The organism is Kribbella yunnanensis (assembly GCF_039529655.1).
In the GTDB taxonomy this organism is placed as follows: domain Bacteria; phylum Actinomycetota; class Actinomycetes; order Propionibacteriales; family Kribbellaceae; genus Kribbella; species Kribbella yunnanensis.
Genome location: NZ_BAAANF010000003.1, coordinates 99,946 through 116,038, shown reverse-complemented (window position 1 = coordinate 116,038; position 16,093 = coordinate 99,946). Strand labels below are relative to the sequence as shown.

At 68.4% G+C, this 16,093-nt stretch carries 11 protein-coding genes; 4 read left to right on the top strand and 7 right to left on the bottom strand.

Annotation, left to right across the window (positions count from 1 at the left end; genetic code table 11):
* Positions 1 to 9: 9 nt before the first annotated feature.
* Together ABD231_RS05350 and ABD231_RS05345 are read left to right on the top strand one after the other, a co-directional pair.
* Positions 10 to 5,529: an ATP-binding protein gene (locus tag ABD231_RS05350; protein ID WP_344145861.1), complete on the top strand. Its 5,520-nt coding sequence runs from the start codon at positions 10 to 12 to the stop codon at positions 5,527 to 5,529.
* A 49-nt stretch (positions 5,530 to 5,578) separates the two neighbouring features.
* Entirely contained in the window at positions 5,579 to 7,819 is a 2,241-nt protein-coding gene (locus ABD231_RS05345) for a penicillin-binding protein (protein WP_344145858.1), read from the top strand.
* Here ABD231_RS05345 and ABD231_RS05340 read toward each other — a convergent pair.
* The 4 genes from ABD231_RS05340 to ABD231_RS05325 form a co-directional block, all read right to left on the bottom strand.
* Positions 7,805 to 8,140 carry a hypothetical protein gene (locus ABD231_RS05340; RefSeq protein ID WP_344145855.1) on the bottom strand — a complete coding sequence of 112 codons (336 nt, stop codon included), beginning with the start codon at positions 8,138 to 8,140 and terminating at the stop codon, positions 7,805 to 7,807. The genes ABD231_RS05345 and ABD231_RS05340 overlap by 15 nt on opposite strands.
* Before the next feature lie 65 nt (positions 8,141 to 8,205).
* On the bottom strand, positions 8,206 to 8,640 hold the full coding sequence (locus ABD231_RS05335; protein WP_344145852.1) for an ester cyclase: 435 nt from the start codon (positions 8,638 to 8,640) through the stop codon (positions 8,206 to 8,208).
* A 78-nt stretch (positions 8,641 to 8,718) separates the two neighbouring features.
* Positions 8,719 to 8,943, bottom strand: coding sequence for a translation initiation factor IF-1 (gene infA, locus ABD231_RS05330; protein ID WP_344145849.1), 225 nt, complete (start codon positions 8,941 to 8,943; stop codon positions 8,719 to 8,721).
* A gap of 1 nt (position 8,944) precedes the next feature.
* Positions 8,945 to 9,679, bottom strand: coding sequence for a GNAT family N-acetyltransferase (locus ABD231_RS05325; RefSeq protein ID WP_344145844.1), 735 nt, complete (start codon positions 9,677 to 9,679; stop codon positions 8,945 to 8,947).
* A 208-nt stretch (positions 9,680 to 9,887) separates the two neighbouring features.
* Between ABD231_RS05325 and ABD231_RS05320 the strand changes: the two genes are divergently transcribed.
* Positions 9,888 to 10,358: a hemerythrin domain-containing protein gene (locus ABD231_RS05320; protein WP_344145841.1), complete on the top strand. Its 471-nt coding sequence runs from the start codon at positions 9,888 to 9,890 to the stop codon at positions 10,356 to 10,358.
* Here the strand turns inward: ABD231_RS05320 and ABD231_RS05315 are convergent.
* From ABD231_RS05315 to ABD231_RS05305, 3 genes are read right to left on the bottom strand one after another with little or no spacing between them, the layout of a single operon-like run.
* Positions 10,355 to 11,557, bottom strand: a complete 1,203-nt coding sequence (locus tag ABD231_RS05315; RefSeq protein WP_344145838.1) for a cytochrome P450 — start codon at positions 11,555 to 11,557, stop codon at positions 10,355 to 10,357. The two genes, ABD231_RS05320 and ABD231_RS05315, sit on opposite strands and share 4 nt — an antisense overlap.
* A complete protein-coding gene (locus ABD231_RS05310; RefSeq protein WP_344145835.1) occupies positions 11,554 to 12,120 on the bottom strand; it encodes a TetR/AcrR family transcriptional regulator in 567 nt (188 codons plus the stop codon). Before ABD231_RS05310 ends, ABD231_RS05315 begins: the two co-directional genes overlap by 4 nt.
* 28 nt (positions 12,121 to 12,148) lie before the next feature.
* Positions 12,149 to 12,544, bottom strand: a complete 396-nt coding sequence (locus tag ABD231_RS05305; protein ID WP_344145832.1) for a nuclear transport factor 2 family protein — start codon at positions 12,542 to 12,544, stop codon at positions 12,149 to 12,151.
* Positions 12,545 to 12,639: 95 nt separating this feature from the next.
* Here ABD231_RS05305 and ABD231_RS05300 point away from each other — a divergent pair, with 95 nt between their 5' ends.
* On the top strand, positions 12,640 to 16,053 hold the full coding sequence (locus ABD231_RS05300) for an error-prone DNA polymerase (protein WP_344145829.1): 3,414 nt from the start codon (positions 12,640 to 12,642) through the stop codon (positions 16,051 to 16,053).
* The last annotated feature ends 40 nt before the right edge of the window (positions 16,054 to 16,093 follow it).

Genomic DNA, 16,093 nt, shown 5'->3' with positions numbered 1-16,093 from the left:
AGGCGGTCGATGTTCAAGCGTATCGCAGTGGTGAACCGAGGCGAGGCCGCGATGCGGCTCATCAACGCGGTCCGGGAGGTCAACGCCGAGGGTGGCGAGCCGATCGAGACGGTGGCCTTGTTCACGGACGGCGAGCGTACGGCGACCTTCGTGCGCGAGGCGGATCGGACGTACCCGCTGGGGCCGGCGTCGGCGCGGCCGTACCTGGACCTGGTGGTGCTGGAGCGTGCGCTGCGCGAGAGCGGTGCGGATGCCGCTTGGGTCGGCTGGGGGTTCGTCGCCGAGGACCCGGCATTCGCCGAGCTGTGCGAGCGGATCGGAGTCACCTTCATCGGGCCGTCGCCCGAGGCGATGCGCAAGCTGGGCGACAAGATCGGTTCCAAGCTGATCGCGGAGGAGGTCGGCGTACCGGTCGCTCCGTGGAGTCGCGGGCCGGTCGAGTCGCTCGAGGCGGCGCTGACCGCGGCCGAGACGATCGGCTACCCGTTGATGCTCAAGGCAACGGCCGGTGGCGGTGGGCGCGGGATCCGCGTGGTCCGCTCGGCCGACGAGCTGTCGGACGCGTATGCCCGGACCAGTGAGGAGGCGGCTCGCGCCTTCGGTAGCGGCATCGTCTTCCTGGAGCGCCTGGTCACCGGCGCCCGGCATGTCGAGGTGCAGGTCATCGCGGACGGCCAGGGCACCGCGTGGGCGCTCGGTGTGCGCGACTGCTCGGTGCAGCGCCGCAACCAGAAGGTGATCGAGGAGTCCGCCTCACCGCTGCTCTCGGCCGGTCAGGTCGAGGACCTCAAGGCCTCGGCCGAGCGGCTCGCCCTCGCGGTCGGTTACCGGGGCGCGGCCACGGTCGAGTTCCTGTACCACCCGGGGGAGAAGAGTTTCGCGTTCCTCGAGGTGAACACCCGCCTCCAGGTCGAGCACCCGATCACCGAGCTGACGACCGGGTTCGACCTGGTCAAGGCCCAGTTGCACGTTGCGAACGGCGGCCTGTTGGAGGGCCTGAAGCCCGCCGAGCTCGGGCACGCGGTCGAGGCCCGGTTGAACGCCGAGGACCCGGACCGCGACTTCGCTCCGTCACCGGGGCGCATCGCCGTACTGGATCTGCCGGCTGGTCCGGGTATCCGCGTCGACACCGGTGTGAGCGCAGGGGACAGCATCCCGGCCGACTTCGACTCGATGATCGCCAAGATCATCGGCTACGGCCGGACTCGCGAGGAGGCGCTGGCTCGCCTGCGCCGCGCGGTCACCGCGACCACTGTGCTGATCGAGGGTGGCGCGACCAACAAGAGCTTCATCCTGGAGTTGCTCGACCAGCCCGAGGTGATCGACGGCAGCGCCGACACCGGCTGGATCGACCGGGTGCGCGGTGAGGGCCGGCTGGTTTCGCACAAGCACTCGGCGATCGCACTGGTCGCCGCTGGGATCGAGGGCTATCAGGACGCCGAGAAGGTCGAGCGGGCCCGGTTGCTGGAGACCGCGCACGGCGGCCGGCCGCAGGTGCAGCACGAGGTCGGTCGCGCGATCGACCTGAAGCTGCGCGGAGCGACGTACCGGGTGACTGTCGCGCGGATCGGCGCGACTCGCTTCCGGGTGGGCGTCGGCTCCGGTAGTGACCCGTTCAAGGTGGTCGACGCCGATCTCGAGCGGTTGGACGGTCACAGCGGGCGGCTCACCGTCGGTCGGCAGCGTTTCCGGCTCGTCACAGCGACCCACGGCCCGGTGCACCTGATCGAGGTCGACGGTGTGACGCACCGCGTCAGCCGGGACGAGGGCGGCGTACTGCGTTCTCCTGCGCCCGCGCTCGTGGTTGCGACGCCGGTGCAGACCGGTGCCGAGGTAGAGGCCGGTGCGCCGGTTCTGGTGCTGGAGAGCATGAAGATGGAGACGGTGCTCTACGCGCCGTTCAAGGCCACGGTGAAGGAGCTGCAGGTCTCCACGGGCAGCCAGGTGGAGACCGGTGCGCCGCTGCTCCGGCTGGAGCCGGTCGCTGACGAGACCGACGGTGCGGCGGCCGCGCCCGCGCAGAGCGGCGTACGGCTCGACCTGCCGAACGGCATCGGTGAACGCACGCCCGAGCAGCGGTTCGGGCGGGCGCTGGAGGATCTGCGCAGCATGCTGCTCGGGTTCGACATCGACCCGCGCGACGAAGGCGGCATGCTGGCCGGCTACCTGTTGTCCCGGACGCAGTTGCCGCAGCCGCCGGTGCGTGCCGAGATCGACCTGATGCAGGTGTTCGCGGACTTCGCCGAGCTGAGCCGCAACCGGCCGGCCGGTGAGGAGATCAGCACCGAGAACCGGGTGCACAGCCCGCGTGAGCACTTCCACACCTACCTGCAGAGTCTCGACCCCGAGCGTGGTGGTCTGCCGGGCGAGTTCCAGACGCGGCTCACCCGGGTGCTGGCTCACTACGGTGTGAAGGACCTGGAGCGCAGTACTGAGATCGAGGAGGCCGTGTTCCGGATCTTCCTCGCCCAGCAGCGGTCCACGCCGGACATCCTGCTGGTCACGTCGGTGCTGGAGCGCTGGATCGACGAGCCGCGGCCGGAGGCCCCGCTGGACGAGGCCGTGCACGACCTGCTGGACCGGCTGGTGCTGGCCACGCAGCTGCGCTTCCCGATCATCGGCGACCTGGCCCGCAGTGTGCGGTTCCGCTGGTTCGACCAGCCGCTGGTGGACGCGGACCGAGCCTCGGTGATCGCAGGCGTCGGTGACGAGGTCGCCGAGCTGGCCGCCAACCCCGACGCCACGGATCGCCAGGAGCGGCTCGACGCGCTGGCCGCGATCCCGGAGCCGATCGTTCAGTTCCTGGCCCAGCGGGTGGAGGACGGCTGGAGTGATCGCGAGCCGATGCTCGAGATCCTCATTCGCCGTCACTACCGCGAGTACGAGCTGCACGACGTCAACGAGGTCACGGTCGACGGGCGGCCGTTCGCGACCGCCGACTACACGATCGACGATCGGCCGACGCACCTGGTCACCACAGTCGGTACGACGGCTGAGCTGGCCGACCCGGCCAGTGGGCTCTCCCAAGCGCTGACCGCGCGGCTGGATGCCAGTCCGGCCGGTCACGAAGCGGTGGTCGAGCTCTACCTGTTCGGTTCCGACCTGCCTGAGGTTCAGCAGGACGCGTCCGATCTGTACCGCCAGATGGTGGCCGACTTGCCGATCGCTCAGCGCGCCCGCCGGATCTCCGTCGCGGTCGCGCCTGGGGGCGGTCGCCCGGTCTCGTACTTCACCTACCGCCCGGCTGACGGCTCGGTGATCGAGGACGACAACGTCCGTGGCGTGCACCCGATGGTCGGTCGCCGGCTGAACCTGTGGCGCCTGCGCGACTTCCGGATCACCCGTCTGGAGAGCCCGGACGACGTACTGCTCTACTACTGCGTTGCTCGGGACAACGCGGCCGACCAGCGGCTCGTCGCCCTGGCTCAGGTCCGTCAGTTCGCTGTGGTTCGCGACGAGAACGGCAACGTCACCTCGCTGCCGCACGCCGAGCGGGCGATCGCCAACTGCCTTGAGGCGATCCGCCGGGCCCGGACCGCGCGCGGTGCGGCCGGGGCCAAGCTGGACATGAACCACGTGTGGATCCACATCTGGCCGGTCGTCGACGCACAGGTCGACGAGGTCACCACACTGAAGAGCAAGATCGCCCCGATGACGGCCGGTGCCGGGATCGAGGAGGTCCTGATCCAGGGCCGCGTCGAGGGACCGGACGGCGTCGCCTACCCGGTCGCGGCCCGGTTCTACGCCCAGCCGGGTGCCGGTGTCGTCACGTCCATCGAGCAGCCGCCGACCACCGGGCTGATGCCGCTCGACGACTACGCGCAGAAGGTCCAGCGCTCGCGGCGCCGCAACACGATCTACCCGTACGAGGTCAGTGGCATCGTCACGGGCCCGGGCGGCTCGTTCGTCGAGCACGACCTGGACGACACCGGTGCGCTGGTCCCGGTCGAGCGCCCCAAGGGCCTCAACAAGGCCGGCGTCATCCTCGGTGTGGTCACCACGCCGACCGCTCGCTACCCCGAGGGCATCACCCGGGTCGCGCTGAGTGGCGACCCGACCAAGGCGCTCGGTGCGGTTGCCGAGCCCGAGTGCTCGCGGATCATCGCGGCCATCGATCTGGCCGAGCGGCTGCAGATCCCGGTCGAGTGGTACTCGCTGTCCGCCGGTGCCCGGATCTCGATGGACTCCGGGACCGAGAACATGGACTGGGTCGCGAAGGCGCTGAAGCGGATCGTCGAGTTCACCCAGGCCGGTGGCGAGATCAACATCGTCGTGGCCGGGATCAACGTCGGTGCGCAGCCGTACTGGAACGCCGAGGCGACCATGCTGATGCACACCAAGGGCATCCTGGTGATGACGCCGGACAGCGCAATGGTGCTGACCGGGAAGCAGACTCTGGACTTCTCCGGCAGCGTCTCGGCCGAGGACAACTTCGGGATCGGCGGCTACGACCGCGTGATGGGCCCGAACGGTCAGGCGCAGTACTGGGCGCCGGACCTGAAGGCGGCCCGCGACGTGCTGATGTCGCATTACGACCACACGTACGTCGCTCCTGGCGAATCCGGTCCGCGTCGTGCGGAGACGACCGACCCGATCGATCGGGACGTGACGCCGTACCCGCATATCGTCGAGGGCAGCGACTTCAAGACCGTCGGCGAGATCTTCTCCGCCGAGACCAACCCGGACCGCAAGAAGGCGTTCGACATCCGCACGCTGATGCGGGCGGTCAGCGACCAGGACCACCCGGTGCTGGAGCGCTGGGCCGGGATGGCCGACGCCGACACCTCGGTGGTTCAGGACGCGCGGCTGGGCGGTTACCCGGTCTGCCTGGTCGGGATCGAGTCCAAGTCGGTGCCGCGGCGCGGATTCCCGCCGGCCGACGGCCCCGACACGTACACCGCCGGCACGCTGTTCCCGAAGTCGTCGAAGAAGACAGCCCGGGCGATCAACACGGCCAGTGGCAACCGGCCCCTCGTCGTACTGGCGAACCTGTCCGGGTTCGACGGCTCGCCGGACTCGATGCGCAACCTGCAACTCGAGTACGGCGCCGAGATCGGCCGCGCGATCGTGAACTTCCAGGGACCGATCGTGTTCTGCGTGGTCTCGCGGTACCACGGTGGTGCGTTCGTGGTGTTCTCCAAGCAGCTCAACCCGTCGATGACCGTGCTCGCGGTCGAGGGTTCGTTCGCGTCCGTGCTCGGTGGTGCACCAGCCGCGGCCGTGGTGTTCTCGGCCGAGGTCGACGCCCGGACGGCGGCCGACCCGCGGGTCGCGGCACTGGCCGAGCAGGTCGCTGCGGCGAGTGCGGGGGAGCGCGCCGAGCTGGCGACCGAGCTCGCGGAGGTGCGAACCGCCGTACGGGCCGAGAAGCTCACCGAGGTGGCGACCGGGTTCGACAAGGTGCACAGCATCCAGCGTGCGCGCGACGTCGGTTCGGTGGACGCGGTGATCAGTGCGGCCGAGCTGCGGCCACGGTTGATCGAGGCAATCAGTCACGGCCTGTCGTCGGGCGGTACCAACCAGGTCTAAGCTGTGCGGCATGCGCGGCGGGGAAGGCGCTCCAAACAAAGCACGGGCGTTGATTACGTTCATCGGGGTCAGCGTGCTTTCCGGTGCGCTCGCGGCGGGGCTGGCGATTCCGCTGGCCGGCTTCGCCGGGATCAGCAGCGAGCAGGTCGTGAAGACCGTTCAGGACCTGCCGCGTGAGCTCGAGGTCGAGCCGGTCGCCGTCCGCAGCCGGATGCTGGCCGCGGACGGTTCGATCATCGCGACCCTGTTCGAGCAGAACCGGGTCCCGATCCGGCTGAACCAGATCGCGCCGATCATGAAGACCGCGATCATCGCGATCGAGGACTCCCGGTTCTACGAGCACGGCGCGCTGGACCCGAAGGGCACCGTGCGGGCGATGATCCGCAACCACGGCAGCGGTGAGGTCCAGCAGGGCGGGTCGAGTATCACCCAGCAGTACGTGAAGCTCAGCCTGATCGAGAAGGCCCGGACTCTGGCCGAGCGGCAGAAGGCGACCGAGGTCTCGTACGAGCGCAAGCTGACCGAGCTGCGCTACGCGATCGCTCTCGAGAGCCGGCTGACCAAGAACGAGATCCTCGAGCGGTACCTGAACCTGGTCAACTTCGGTGACGGGACGTACGGCGTACAGGTCGCTTCCCAGCACTACTTCCAGACCACGGCGGACAAGCTCACCCTGCCGCAGGCCGCGCTGCTGGCCGGCCTGGTGAAGAACCCGACCGGCTACGACCCGACCAACAACCTGGCCCGGGCCAAGGCGCGCCGCGATGTGGTGCTCCGGCGGATGCTCGAGCTCAAGGTGATCTCGGTGCACCAGGCGAACCTCGCCCTGCGGTCGCCGGTCATCGACCGCGCCAAGGTGCGCCCGGTGCCGAACGGCTGCGCCAACTCGCGCTACCCCTTCTACTGCGAGTACGCCGTCGCTCAGCTGCTCGCGAATCCCGCGCTCGGGCGGACGGGCAAGGCCCGTGAGCACCTGCTGAAGACCGGCGGCCTGACCATCCGGACCAGCCTCGATCCGCGTACCCAGGCGGCCGCGCAGGCCTCCATCACCGCGCACGCCAAGCCCACCGACACCGCGGTCGCGGCGATCACGATCGTCCAGCCGGGAACCGGGCTGGTGAAGGCGATGGTGCAGAGCAAGCCGTACGGCAACGGCCGCAACCACACGAACTACAACTACAACGTCGAGAAGTCCTACGCCGGTGGGTACGGCGGATTCCAGAACGGCTCGACGATGAAGGCGTTCACCATCGCGGCCGCGATCCAGGCCGGCGTACCGCTGGACTACCGGATCAACTCACCGCAGCAGATCAACCTGAGCAACAAGAAGTTCCGCACCTGCACCGGCTTCACCCGGGACCCCGACTACACCCCGCAGAACTCGACCCGCAGCGGCAACCTGACCATGGTCGAAGCGGCCCGCTACTCGACCAACACCTACTTCCTGCAGCTCTCGCAACGGGTCGGCCTCTGCCAGATCGCCCGGGTCGCATCCCGGCTCGGCATGTACAACGCGCAGACCCTGCAGCCGCTCGACCAGGTCATCTCGATGACACTCGGCGTCGGCTACGTGACCCCGCTGCAGATGTCGAACGCCTACGCGACCTTTGCGGCCCGCGGCAAGTACTGCCGCCCGCTGGTCGTCACTTCGCTCCGCGACAAGGCCAACCGGCCGATCCGCACCCCGAAGGTCCAGTGCTACCAGGCACTCAAAGCAGGCGTCGCCGACGGCGTGAACAAGGTCCTCAGCGCAGTGATGGAGCCGGGCGGCACCGGCGGCCGGCTGAAGTTCGGCAACTGGGACCTGGCCGGCAAGACCGGAACCATCCAGGAGAACAAGGCAGTCTGGTTCGCCGGCTACGCCCCGAACCTAGCCGCCGCGGCAGTCGTCGCCGACGCCAACCTGCCCTACACAAACCTCATGTACGGCCACACCCTGGACGGCCGCGACATCTCCGACCCCACCGGCTCCGGCACCGCAGGCCCCCTCTGGGAAACCGCCATGCAAGGTGCACTCAAGGGCCTCCCGCTGCAGCGCTTCGTCGAGCCGTCCAAGAAGATCGTCAACGGCGACCGCAAAGGCCTCCCCGACGTCACCGGCCTCGACCGCGCCGAAGCCGCCAACCTCCTCCGCAAGGCCGGCTTCGACGTCACCATCGCCAACAAACTGGTCGCCTCCCCAGTAGCCACCGGCAAGGTCGCCTACACCGACCCCCGAACCGACTCCGGCGCCACCCGAGGCTCCCTCGTCACCATCTACCTCTCCAAGGGGCCCTCACAGCGGCCGTAGGTCGGTGCCGGGGATCCAGGTGACCTGACCGGTCTCGTCGCAGAACCGGCCGAGCCACTCGCCGTTGTGCCGGATCCACACGTCCAGCTCACCTGGAGACCACTTCGCGCGCTGCACGGCCTGCGCCGGATCAACCCGCCGTACGGCGTCGGCCGGGCGCGGGCCGTGCGTGTCGTACTGCACCTCCAGGTCGGAGGCCATTCGTTGCGCCTCCACCTCCGTGCCGAGACCACTCGCGCGCCAACCGTTGACCGCGCCGTCCCAGACGCCGAATCCTTCGGATCCGTCGTCTGCGGGGCGCACTGTGAACCGACCAAGCATATTTTCAGATTAGCCGATCATCGAACATATGTTCTAGTCTTGATCGCGTAGGGAGTCGTGTGCGGTCAGTTGCCGGTCGGGGCCGGGATCACGCCCAGTTGGGTCAGCCAGCTGAGCTGGTCGAGGACGTTCCAGTGCTGGATGATCTGGCCGTCGCGGACGGTCATGATGTCGACGTACTGGACGGTCACGTGTTTGCCGGTGGCCGGGACGCCGCCGAAGTCGCCGGTGTTGGTGCCGGACATGGTCTTCTTGGTCACCACCTGGTCACCTTCGGCGATCATGTCGTCGATGGTGAAGGTGGCATCGGGGTAGGCCTCGGCGAAGGCCTGCAGGAACACCTTGCCGCTGTCGCGGTCCGGTGGGACGCCTGGCGGGCTGCTGAGATTGACGAAGTCCGGGGCGTTGAGTTCGTCGTAGGCGTCGAAGTCCTTGCCGTTCTGGACTTCCTCGACGAAGCGCCGGATCAGGGCCTTGTTCTGTTCGGTCTGGTTTTCCATCGTTGCCACCCCCTGGCCAGGCTGTCGGCGCCGACGATCGGTGCCGACAGCACCTGGGGTCATTGTGCAACTGTGCGGTCAGTTGCGGTAGCGGAAGATGATCCGGCCGCGGGTGAGGTCGTAGGGGCTGAGCTCCACCAGGACACGGTCCTCGGGAATGATCTTGATGTAGTTCTTGCGGATCTTGCCGCTGATGTGGGCCAGCACCTGGTGGCCGTTGGTGAGTTCGACGCGGAAGTTCGCGTTGCGCAGCGACTCGATGACGATGCCGTCGAGCTCGATGGCGCCTGCTTTCCTGGGCATATCAGGCCTTCCCGTGGACGAGTTCGAGGTTGCTGTTGGTGTGGCGGGCGCCGAGGCTTTCGAACAGGGCCAGGGCGGCCGCGTTCGTTTCGTTGACCTCGGCCACGACCGTTTCGGCGCCGAGGTGGTGGAGCGCGTGGGTGAGCAGGGCGCGGCCGATCCCGGTACGCCGCTCGCCGGCTCGGACCGCGATCAGACCGATGCGCGGTTGGCGGGTCGCCGTGGCTAGGCGGAGGAGGCCGACGTACTGGCCGTTGCGTTGGGCGATCGTGTACGTCGACGGGTCGATCGGGGTGGTTCCGCCCTGCCAAGGCAGGACTTCGGCCGGCATCGTCGACCAGTCGATCTCGGCGCGGAGCGCATGGTCGAGTTCGCGGAGGGGTTCTTTGTCGGCCGCGGTGATGACGACACCTGGTGGTAGCGGTGCCGGGGTGATTCCGGCAGTGGGTACGACGAACTCGCGCTCGCGGCGCCAGGTCGTGAACCCGGCGCGTTCCCAGGCGGTTGTCAGTTCACGGTCGGTCTCGTCGACCACCGTGTACAGAGGCGATGGGTGGTCGGTCAGCATCGCGGCGGCGAGCCGGTCGAAGACGGCCTCGTCCCACGTGTCGATGCTGAGGAAGGTCCGGCCGTCGAGCCGGCGGGACGCATGTCCGCGGCCGACGACCAGATCGTTCTCGACCGCATGCCACTGGTTCTCGGCGACGCGGGAGATCGTGAGAAGCAAAGAGTTCATAGGTGTTTCCTTTCGGGAGTGCCGAAGTTCTCGGGGCGCTCCCGGCGACACCTATGTCAATCGCCCGCCCGTGACCACGAGAGGGAGAGCCCACTGCGCTACTGCGGTCATGGGTCCCACCTCCAAAGCTCATGTCACGGACTCCGGAACCGTAGCAACCCGACCGCCGTACCGGCCAGCCATTTATCGCTTGCTTAGAATGGCGGGAATGACCGACGCCGAGACGACCAGGATCATTGCCTGGAGCACCGAGCTTCGCCGGGTGCACACCCGGATCCGGGAAGCCTTGGAGGTCACCCGGCAGGCGGTCCGTGACGGGATGCCGAGCGAGCATGCGAGTCGTGACCTGCTGCTGTACTGCCACGGCTTCTGCGCTGCCCTCGACGGGCATCACCAGGGCGAGGACCGCGCGCTGTTCCCGGCGATCGAGGCCGCGCATCCGCAACTCGCGCCGGTCCTGCGAGCGCTCACCCAAGACCACTCGATGATCGAGCACCTGCTCGGAGGATTGCGGGACGCGGTCGACCGATCGGCTGCGCCCGATGAGCTGGATCGGCATCTCGAAGGGGTGGCGGCGATCATGGAGAACCACTTCCGGTATGAGGAGAAGCAGTTGCTCACCGTGCTCGAAGGCCTCGAGCTGAACGCCGCCGTACCGGAGGTGCTGGGACCGCTCTAGTCGATCAGGAGGGGCAGGGTGGCGTAGCCGCGGATGACTCGGGATTCTCGCCAGGTCGGGGTGTCGGCGGGGCGGCGTAGTTTCGGGAGTCTGGTGGCGATTTCAGCGAAAGCGATCTGGGCCTCCAGCCGGGCCAGCGGGGCGCCCAGGCAGTAGTGGATGCCGCTCGAGAAGGCCAGGTGTTCGGCCTGACGGGGGCGGGTGATGTCGAAGACGGCGGGGTCGCTGAAGATCTCGGGGTCTCGGTTGGCGGCACCTAGGAGCAACATGATCCAGCTGTCCGCGGGGAGGTCGACGCCGGCGATCGATACCGGCTCGTGCGCGAAGCGGCTCGTGTTCTGGACCGGCGGCGCATAGCGCAGGACCTCTTCGACGGCAGCGCCCGCGCGTTCCGGCTCGGTCCGGAGCAGCTCCCATTGCGCCGGGTGTTCGAGCAGGGTGGCGACGCCGTTGCCGATCAGGTTGACGGTCGTCTCGAACCCCGCGATCAGCAGCAGCCGCGCGGTCGTGTGTAGCTCGTACGGCGTGATGCCGTCAGGTGCCGCGGCGACCAGGTAGCTGATCACGTCGTCGCCCGGGTGCGCCTTCTTCAGCGGGATGAGCTCGCTGAACAGTTCGTAGAGTTCGGCGTTCGCCGCTGCCAGTGCGGCGGCCTCAGCCGGGGTTTCGATGCCCGACAAGGCCGAACCGACCACGGTGCCGTGCTGGGACAGCCGATCGACGTCCGCGTCCGGGATGCCCATCAGGGTCGTGATGACGCCGATCGGCAGTGGCGCGGCGAAGTCGGCGATCAGGTCGAAGGGACGGTCAGGTTCGGCCGCGGCGCGGCGTTCGATGCCGGTGATCAGGTCGCGGGTGAAGTCCGCGATCCGTTCGGCGTACCCGGCCATCATCTTCGGCCGGAACGCCGGCGCGGCCAGTCGCCGCAGCCGGGTGTGATCTGGTGGTTCGCGCTCGAGGAAACCGAGGTCCAGGGTGTTGCCCGAGGTGTCCTCCGAGGTCGGTCCCGGATCGCCCGCCGGACGGACGCCGAACCGCCGGTCGCGGAGAATCGCGTTGCAGACGGCGTAATCGGTGCTGACCCACTCCTGACCGGACTCGATGATCGGTCCGCCGGCGCGGAGCCGCTCGTAGATCGGGTACGGCTCGTCCTGCCCCGACCGGGACCAGAACGCATCGAGCGCGGAAGTGTCGGTCATGGCGTCAGCACTCCTCCGGTGAACGTCGACAGGACCAGCTCGGGCGCGTCCCGAGGGGCGAGCCAGCCGGCTTGGAGCAGATCCCAGGCGGTGAACAACAGCGCGTGCAGGGACCGGACGAGCCACCAGTCGGGCACGCCCGGACGAACGATCCCGGCGCCGGCCACGATCGCTGCGATCGGCGCGGTCAGTGCGTCGGTCCGGGCCGTGACGGCCTCATCGGCGAAGACCTCGGGTTGCGCCGTCAGCAACGTCAGATAGGCGCCGAACGGGAGAAGATCGACGACCATCCGGCGGAGCGGATCAGGGTCGGCCGGGGCGGCGGCGATCACCGATTCGCTGATGTCGAGCGCCCGCGACGCGACGCCCACCAGGAGGTCGTGCCGGGTCGGGAACTGCTTGTGCAGTGTCGTCCGGCCGATCCGCGCGGCAGCGGCGATCTGCCCGAGGGAGGCGGCCGGGTCCCTGGCGAGAACCGCCGCCGCGATATCGAGAACCTGCACCGGCGTCGCGGCCCCCGCCGTACTGGGTGGTGACTGGGCAGGAACCACGCGAACACTCATGTTCGCGAAGGTGCAGTGTTGTTCACGGCTACGAAAGGGACGGCACGACCACGCGGGCGCTGATTCGCCATCCGTTCGTCGTCCGGACCACCTCGTCCTCGTAGACGACCGTGCCCGCGCGGCCGTCCGCCATCACCGACAATCCCTTCGAACGCACCCGGGCGCGGTCATCGAGATCGGGGTCGGCCGTGACGATCACGTTGGTGACGTGGTGCCCGGCCGGCTGGTCGCCGGGGGCCGAGCTGAAGAGTTCGACGAGTGCCGGCAGCCCCCGGACGATCCCGAGGCCATAGGCAGTCACGTCGTACGACGCGTCGGGTGTCAGGAGTAGTCCGAGTTGGTCGGTACGTCGGTCGTCCGCGAGATGCCCGTGCAGCGAAACCAGTTCATGGATGGCCAGCCGGTCCTCGGTGGTCAGTGGCATCTGCACTCCTGAGTGATCGGTGGGGGAGGATGGCGGTGATAACCGATCCTAACGGGGCGAGGTAACCGCCTCCGAACATATGTTCTAATATCTGCATGGGGTACAACAATCCGCCGATCAAGTGGTCGGAGCTGGAGCGCAGGCTCTCGGACCGGTCGCGGCCCGGGAGCCACGGCGGGCGGCCGGTGACGGCGGATGGTGGGGACAGTCCGGCGTGGTCGCAGCATCGGGGGCCTTATGTGCCGTCGAAGGTTCAGCGGGGCGAGTCTTCGGTGGCTTATGCGGAGCTGCATGTGCACTCGAACTACTCGTTCCTGGACGGGGCCTCGCAGCCGGAGGCGCTGGTCGAGACCGCGGTTCGGCAGGGGTTGCATGCGCTGGCGCTGACGGATCATGACGGGTTCTACGGGGCGGCCCGGTTCGCCGAGGCTGCGGCGGCGTACTCGTTGCCGACGGTGTTCGGGGCCGAGCTGTCGCTGGGGCTGACCGGACCGCAGAACGGGGTGGCGGATCCGGAGGGGAGTCATCTGCTGGTGCTTGCCGAGGGGCAGGAGGGGTATCACCGGCTGGCGGGCGAGATCACCCATGGGCAGTTGAAGGGTGGCGAGAAGGGGAAGCCGGTCTACGACCTGGAGCGGCTCGCCGCCAAGGGCAAGGACCACTGGGTGATTCTGACCGGCTGCCGTAAGGGGCTGGTGCGGCAAGGGCTGGCGCAAGGTGGGCGGGAGGCGGCTGGGCGGGAGCTGGATCGGCTGACGGGTTTGTTCGGCAAGGATCGGGTGGTGGTCGAGTTGACTGACCATCATTTGCCGGAGGACAGCACGCGGAACCAGATCCTGGCCGAGCTGGCGGCCGGGCGTGGTCTTCCGGTCGTTGCCACCAACAACGTTCACTACGCGATCCCGGCACAGCACAAGCTGGCTGCTGCGCTGGCCGCAGTCCGAGCTCGGCGCGACCTGGATGCGATGGACGGCTGGCTGCCACCCAGCGGGATGGCGTTCCTGCGCACCGGCGAAGAGATGGCCTATCGCTTCCGCCGGTACGACGGCGCTGTCGCGCGGTCGGTGGCCCTGGCCGACCAGCTCGCGTTCGACCTGGGCCGGGCGAAACCGAAGTTGCCGTTGCGCGACGTACCGGATGGGCACGACCCGGACAGTTGGCTGGAGCACGTCACTCTCGAAGGCGCCGCCCGGCGGTACGGGACACCCGAGCAGCGCCCGGATGCCTACGAGCGGCTGAAACGCGAGCTGGCCGTGATCAAGGCGAAGGGCTTCCCGGGCTACTTCCTGATCGTGCACGACATCGTCAGCTTCGCCCACAGCAACGGCATCCTCTGCCAGGGCCGGGGCTCGGCGGCGAACTCGGCGGTCTGCTACGCGCTCGGGATCACCGCGGTGGACAGCATCCTCTACGACCTGCCGTTCGAGCGGTTCCTCGCCTCGACCCGGGCCGAGGAGCCCGATATCGACGTCGACTTCGACTCCGACCGGCGCGAGGAGGTGATCCAGTACGTCTATGACAAGTACGGCCGGCAGAACGCCGCCCAGGTGGCGAATGTCATCTCGTACCGGCCGAAGTCCGCCGTACGGGATGTTGCCAAGGCACTGGGGTATTCGGTCGGTCAGCAGGACGCGTGGTCGAAGCAGGTGGACGGCTGGAGTCCCGAGATCACCTCGACCGAGCACGACATCCCGCCGCGGGTGGTGACGATGGCGACGGCGTTGCTGAAGTTCCCCCGGCACCTGGGGATCCACTCCGGTGGGATGGTGCTGACTGAGCGGCCGGTCGGGGAGGTGGTACCGATCGAGCATGCCCGCAAGGAGAAACGCACGGTTCTGCAGTGGGACAAGGACGACTGCGCGTGGATGGGGCTGGTGAAGTTCGACCTGCTCGGTCTCGGCATGCTGGCGGCACTGCAGTACTGCCTGGACATGGTGCGCGAGCAGCTGGGGGAGTCCTGGCTGCTGCACACGATCCCGAAGGAGGAGGCCGGGGTCTACGACCAGTTGTGCCGGGCCGACTCGGTGGGGGTGTTCCAGGTCGAGTCGCGAGCGCAGATGGCGACGCTGCCCCGGCTGAAACCACGCAGGTTCTACGACCTGGTCACCGAGATCGCGCTGATCCGCCCCGGCCCGATCCAGGGCGGCGCCGTCCATCCGTACATCCGCCGCCGGACCGGCGAGGAGCCGATCAGCTACCTGCACCCGAAGCTGCAGCCGGTGCTGGAGCGCACCATGGGGGTGCCGCTGTTCCAGGAGCAGCTGATGCAGATGGCGATGGCGGTCGGCGAGATCGACGGCGACGAGGCCGACCTGCTGCGCCGCGCGATGGGCTCCAAACGCGGGGTCGAGAAGATCTCGTCCCTGAAGGTCAAGCTGTACGCCGGGATGGAGCGCAACGGGATCACCGGCGACCTGGCCGACGAGATCTACGCCAAGATCGAAGCCTTCGCGAACTTCGGTTTCGCCGAGTCGCACTCGATCAGTTTCGCCCTGCTGGTCTACTCGAGTACCTGGCTGCGGTTGCACTACCCGGCCGCGTTCCTGGCTGCGCTGTTGCGGGCCCAGCCGATGGGCTTCTACTCCCCGCAGTCCCTGGTCGCCGACGCCCGCCGGCACGGTGTCGAGGTGCGGCGTCCTGATCTGCTCCGCTCGGGGATCAACGCCGAGCTGGAGTTGCTGGTCGACGGCCAGGAGCTGACCGGGCCGACCGGTTCGCCGAGCTGCCTGAAGGATCCGCAACCACCGGTCGGGCCGTTCGACGGCTCGAAGCCGTTCGATTCGACAGTGCACCGGCGTGACGGCGCCTTCGCCGTACGGCTCGGGTTGTCGGAGGTCCGGACGGTGGGGGAGAAGGGTGCGACGCTGATCGTCGAGGAGCGCGAGCGCGGTGGCGACTACTGCGACATGGCCGACCTGGTACGGCGGACTGGGATCACAGCCGCACAGGTCGAGGCGCTCGCCACTGCCGGGGTGTTCGACTGCTTCGGTCTCGATCGGCGGCAGGCGTTGTGGGAGGCCGGCCGGGCCGCCGAGGAACGCCCGGACAGACTCGCCGGTGTCTCCACCGCCGGTCCACCACCGACCCTGCCCGGGATGAGCGACATCGAGACCGACATGGCCGACCTGTGGTCCACCTCGATCACCGCCACCAGCCACCCGATGCAGCGCGTCCGCGACCAGCTCCGCGCCGACGGCATCCTCTCGGCCGCTCAACTCCGCGAGGTCCCCGACGGCACCCGCGTCCGTGTCGCCGGCGTCGTCACCCACCGCCAGCGCCCCGCCACCGCCTCCGGCGTCACCTTCATGAACCTGGAAGACGAGACCGGCATGGCCAACATCGTCATCACCAAAGGCTGCTGGCACCGCCATGCCGCCGTAGCCCGCACCGCCAGCGCCCTGATCATCCGCGGCCGGGTCGAACGCGCCGGCGAAGTCACCAACCTCTCCGCCGAAACCCTCGAACGCCTCCCCCTGGCCACCCGCACGCCATCCCGCGACTTCCGCTGATCGCCAGCAACCAGGAACCAGCAGTCAGTAGCATGCGGCG

Bases quoted from the DNA above. Each gene is read 5' to 3' on its own strand.
- ABD231_RS05350 (WP_344145861.1), top strand. From the start codon at position 10: ATGTTCAAGCGTATCGCAGTGGTGAACCGAGGCGAGGCCGCGATGCGG.
- ABD231_RS05340 (WP_344145855.1), bottom strand. From the start codon at position 8,140: ATGCTTGGTCGGTTCACAGTGCGCCCCGCAGACGACGGATCCGAAGGA.
- ABD231_RS05335 (WP_344145852.1), bottom strand. From the start codon at position 8,640: ATGGAAAACCAGACCGAACAGAACAAGGCCCTGATCCGGCGCTTCGTC.
- infA (WP_344145849.1), bottom strand. From the start codon at position 8,943: ATGCCCAGGAAAGCAGGCGCCATCGAGCTCGACGGCATCGTCATCGAG.
- ABD231_RS05325 (WP_344145844.1), bottom strand. From the start codon at position 9,679: ATGAACTCTTTGCTTCTCACGATCTCCCGCGTCGCCGAGAACCAGTGG.
- ABD231_RS05320 (WP_344145841.1), top strand. From the start codon at position 9,888: ATGACCGACGCCGAGACGACCAGGATCATTGCCTGGAGCACCGAGCTT.
- ABD231_RS05315 (WP_344145838.1), bottom strand. From the start codon at position 11,557: ATGACCGACACTTCCGCGCTCGATGCGTTCTGGTCCCGGTCGGGGCAG.
- ABD231_RS05310 (WP_344145835.1), bottom strand. From the start codon at position 12,120: ATGAGTGTTCGCGTGGTTCCTGCCCAGTCACCACCCAGTACGGCGGGG.
- ABD231_RS05305 (WP_344145832.1), bottom strand. From the start codon at position 12,544: ATGCCACTGACCACCGAGGACCGGCTGGCCATCCATGAACTGGTTTCG.
- ABD231_RS05300 (WP_344145829.1), top strand. From the start codon at position 12,640: ATGGGGTACAACAATCCGCCGATCAAGTGGTCGGAGCTGGAGCGCAGG.